This window comes from Thiomonas sp. (assembly GCF_054608695.1).
Map to the genome: position 1 here is coordinate 1 of NZ_JBTRXV010000173.1, position 4,035 is coordinate 4,035.

Here is a 4,035-nt window from a genome sequence, read left to right on the forward strand (position 1 = left end):
GTAGAACCTGATTCACGCCCGACTTCCCCAGTGCCAACCCCGGCAGCAGCAGGCTCGGCCAGGCACTGCACCCGCACGATACGGGGCTGCATGGTGGCATCCGGCCATGCGCTGGACGACCCAGTCCACAGGCCATCTCCTAGCACTTGTTCCGGCTCGTACACATATTGCACGAACCTGGCATGCGCCACGTCGAACAAAAGTGGCGCCAAGCGATGCACGCGCAGTACATCGCCCGGTCTGTGCGGCAGGATGACGAGCACGCTTGGCGGCGCATCGAACCCGGCCAGATCGGTATCAGTCGGGGGTTGGAAACGCAGGCCAAAGCAGGATGCATCCACGATCAGGAAGGCTAGTTCGAGTGCTTCCAGCGACTGCAGCCAGATGAATGGCCCCTGCCCCGCCTGCCGTAACAACGCGAACTCGCGCAAGGCCTCGAAACCCGGCATGGGCTGGGCGCAAACCCAGCGTTGCTCGGGGGCAATGTCCTGCGGACCGAATCGGGTGGAGCAAATCGTCACGTCAAAGGTCTCGGAATGGTCGCCGTAGGGCTGCTCAACGCGGCGTCTTGGTGCCTTCCAGCCAGGCATCGAGCGCGTCCTGGTCCGGAGCCTGCGCCTGCTGATTAAGATCGCTGACCAAGGCGTAGAGCTCTTCGCGCAGGATGCGCAATTGTTTCGGCCCTTCGATGCCCAACCTCACCTTGCCGCCGCCAACATGGACAACGACGATACGGACGTCCTGCCCGATGCGGATCGCTTCGCCGGCATGACGACTGAGAATGAGCATGCTGGCTAGCAGCCGTCAGGCGCTGGCCAAGGTCTTGCTGGCCTGATGACCGCCAAGCGCCTGACCATATGGCCCATACACGCCCGCAGCCTCGGCGGCGGGAATGCCACGCAAAATATCGAGTGCGCCCCGAGTGTTACGGATAAGCGCGGAAACGACCAGCCCATTACGCTGGTTAGCCGCCGTCACGGCCTGGGCCAGCTCCCGGATTTTGCGGGATCGGGCGGCATGGTCCAACGCCATGGGTGCTGGGGGATTGTGTAATAGCCCCGACCCAGCTTCATCTGCGCATCGCACTCTCGCCAGTTCAAGCTGTTCCAGTTCGCCGCAAATGGCCAGCTTGCGTGCGGCCAGAGCCGGAAGCTCGGTCGTATTTCCGGCGAGCATGGCCTCCAGCTCAGCTTGCAAAACCTGACCGATGCTTTCAAGCAACCGATATTGCGATTGCAAGATGGAATCGAGTTGTTCACGCTGCATCATGGCCGTGCCTGTGGTTGGACTTCTGGCTGCAGCAGACCCGCTCACAGTGGGGAGGCGATTGGATGATTTATTGGCCCGTGGCCTTTTGCAGCGCCTGACTATCGCGCAACAGTCCCTGGGCAATTTTCTGGGTATTGACCGTGTACTGGCCCGAGGCAACGGCCGCTTGCAGTTCGGAGATGCGCTGGTCTGAAGCGCCTGCGACCGGGGCTGAAGAGGCGGTATTGAGCAAGCGGGCAGAGTTCGAGATCGAAACCATATCGCCTCCGGCCGAGACCCCAGCCGCACTGGCGCCCGACGACTTGGCGGCGTCGTTGCCATGTTTGGTGCCAAGTTCGACCTTCCGGGTGCTTCCACTCGTCGGGCTCGTGATGGAATTCTGGATGGGATTCATCGCTGACATACTCCTGGTATCCGACCTGACGACACAATCTGGCAGGACTTGAACATAAAGTACATGGCAGGCCGCGCACCGGGCTTCAATGCGCCGCGGGCGGTGGTGCGGCAACCGCGCCCTGCAAAGCCGGCAATCACACCAACCCTCCTGCTGCAACTGAAGCAGTCGCCGGAGCGGCTGCCGCAACTCCAGCTGTTTGACCCGCATGCTGGATTTGCGCCTGCGCTTGTGCCGAAGTACCCGCCGTCTGCTCAGCACCCTGGTCCGCAAGGATACGAGCGTAAGCCTGCTTGGACAAGACCACGATGCTCACCCGCCGATTGAGCGGCGAATTCGGGTTCTTCGGATCGTAGGGTGCGGCCGAGCCCATGCCGACAACGCGCAGAACTTTGGCCTCATCCAGGCCAGATTGCACCAACACCTGCCGTACCGCATTCGCCCGATCTGCCGACAGGTTGTAATTGCTGTAGCCCTTGCCCTGGTTCTGATAGCTGAGCGCATCGGTATGCCCGGTGATGCTGATGTGGTTGGGCAACCGGTTCAGCGTTGGCCCGATGTCCTGGAAGATCGTCTGGGCGTAGCTTTCCAGACCGGCCCCACCCAGGCTGAACATCGGCCGCTTGTCGCTGTCGACCACCTGGATGCGCAAGCCCTCAGGGGTGATGTCGATCAGGAGTTGCGAGCGAAATGCGTTGAGCTGGGGATTGGCTTCGATTTGTGATTCCAAAGCCTTTTTCAGCGCTTCGAGGTTCTGCTTGTCGATCTGTTCCTCGCGCATGGTCGTCGCATTCGGCGCCACGGTTTTTCCCGGCGTTGCGCCATTGCGGACCTGGCCGGCGGTGTGCGTCAAATCGGTACCGCCACCCTGGATCACCGAGGTTGCTGAACCAGCGCCCGAACCGCCTTCGAGCGACACCTTCTCCGGGTTCTGGAAATACTCGGCAATGCCCTGCAGTTGCGCTTTGGTGGTCGAGCCCAGCAGCCACATCAACAAGAAAAACGCCATCATCGCCGTGACGAAGTCGGCATAGGCGATTTTCCAGGCGGTGCCGTGCCCGCCACCGCTGATCTTCTTGATCTTCTTGATGACGATCGGCCGTGGCTTCGCGTCGGCCATGGTTTATTTCCCCTTGGCTTCGCGCAGATGCGATTCGAGTTCACTGAAGCTCGGCCGCTCACCCGAGAACAGCACCTTACGGCTGAATTCCACGGCCACCTGGGGAGGGTAAGCATTCATCGTCGCCAGCAAGGCAACCTTGATGCATTCCAGCATTTTGGTGCCTTCATGGGCACGATCCTCCATGCGCGAAGCGACTGGCGCAAGGATGGCATAGCCGATCAAGATGCCCAGGAAGGTTCCTACCAGCGCAGCGCCCACCAACTCGCCCAGAACCGCTGGCGGCTTGTCAACCGAGGCCATGGTATGCACCACGCCCATCACCGCCGCGACGATACCGAAGGCCGGCATGCTGTCCGCGGTACGCGTCATGGCGTGGATGGGAATTTCCATCTCGCGGTGATGCGTTTCGATGTTGACGTCCATCAGGTTTTCCATTTCCATCACGCCCAGATTGCCACCGATCATCAAGCGCAGGTAATCGGTGATGAATTCCAGCACATGGTGGTCGGCCGAGATCAATGGGTATTTTTTGAAAATCTCGCTGTTCTTCGGATCTTCCACATCGCCTTCAATCGCCATCAAGCCGTTCTGCCGCATGCGGGCGAACAACTCATTGAGCAGCGACAGCAACTCCAGATAAGCGGCCTTGGAATAGGTCGTGCCCTTCATCGCCATGGGCAGGGCCTTGAGTGTGGCCTTGAATGATTTCGGGAACGTGGACGCGAAAAATGCGCCGAAGGCTCCCCCCCCGATCATGAGTAATTCGAAAGGCTGCAGCAACGCCCCGACATGCCCGCCTTCCAGCACATAACCGCCAAAAATCGCGCCGAGGGACAGGACATAACCGATCAATAAATACATGGCGGCAGCAGCTGGAAAAGTTGTGATTGACAGGTCTGGCGGCCGGTGGCGCAGGCTGTTTCAGCCTTGCTCGGCCTTCGCGGCAAGTAACGACACGAAACACCGTAGCTTGAGCGCACTCATGGCATCCCAAGCCCAGCTTTTCCCAGTGAGCAAGCCGCGCTTGGTGCAGAGCATCGGTTTGCTTGTGCGCAACAGCCATGGTACTGATGCCAACACTTAGGGCGACGCTGAACAAGTTCCCGTGATGCAGCGCGCCTTGCATCGGGATGGGATGCAAGGCGCAAACCACAGCCATAGCCCAAGCCATGGCGCGGATTTGCAACGCCGCAGACCGCCCGAGGCGCGGATGCGATGCGCACGCGGGACTTGTCCAGCATCGCCTTAG

The 4,035-nt window shown here is 60.3% G+C and carries 6 protein-coding genes; all 6 read right to left on the reverse strand.

What is annotated here, in order from left to right; genetic code table 11:
- The coding region (gene fliW / locus ACYCUK_RS23660) for a flagellar assembly protein FliW (RefSeq protein WP_461597036.1) at positions 1-521 on the reverse strand (521 nt) is incomplete at its 3' end.
- Positions 522-555: 34 nt separating this feature from the next.
- A complete protein-coding gene (gene csrA, locus ACYCUK_RS23665; RefSeq protein ID WP_461597037.1) occupies positions 556-789 on the reverse strand; it encodes a carbon storage regulator CsrA in 234 nt (77 codons plus the stop codon).
- A gap of 15 nt (positions 790-804) precedes the next feature.
- On the reverse strand, positions 805-1,269 hold the full coding sequence (locus tag ACYCUK_RS23670) for a flagella synthesis protein FlgN (RefSeq protein ID WP_461597038.1): 465 nt from the start codon (positions 1,267-1,269) through the stop codon (positions 805-807).
- Between the two features lie 67 nt (positions 1,270-1,336).
- A complete protein-coding gene (flgM, locus tag ACYCUK_RS23675) occupies positions 1,337-1,663 on the reverse strand; it encodes a flagellar biosynthesis anti-sigma factor FlgM (RefSeq protein ID WP_461597039.1) in 327 nt (108 codons plus the stop codon).
- A 136-nt stretch (positions 1,664-1,799) separates the two neighbouring features.
- Complete coding sequence (gene motB / locus ACYCUK_RS23680) at positions 1,800-2,783, reverse strand: flagellar motor protein MotB (RefSeq protein WP_461597040.1); 984 nt, start codon at positions 2,781-2,783, stop codon at positions 1,800-1,802.
- A gap of 3 nt (positions 2,784-2,786) precedes the next feature.
- Positions 2,787-3,647, reverse strand: a complete 861-nt coding sequence (motA, locus tag ACYCUK_RS23685; protein ID WP_461597041.1) for a flagellar motor stator protein MotA — start codon at positions 3,645-3,647, stop codon at positions 2,787-2,789.
- Positions 3,648-4,035: the final 388 nt, after the last annotated feature.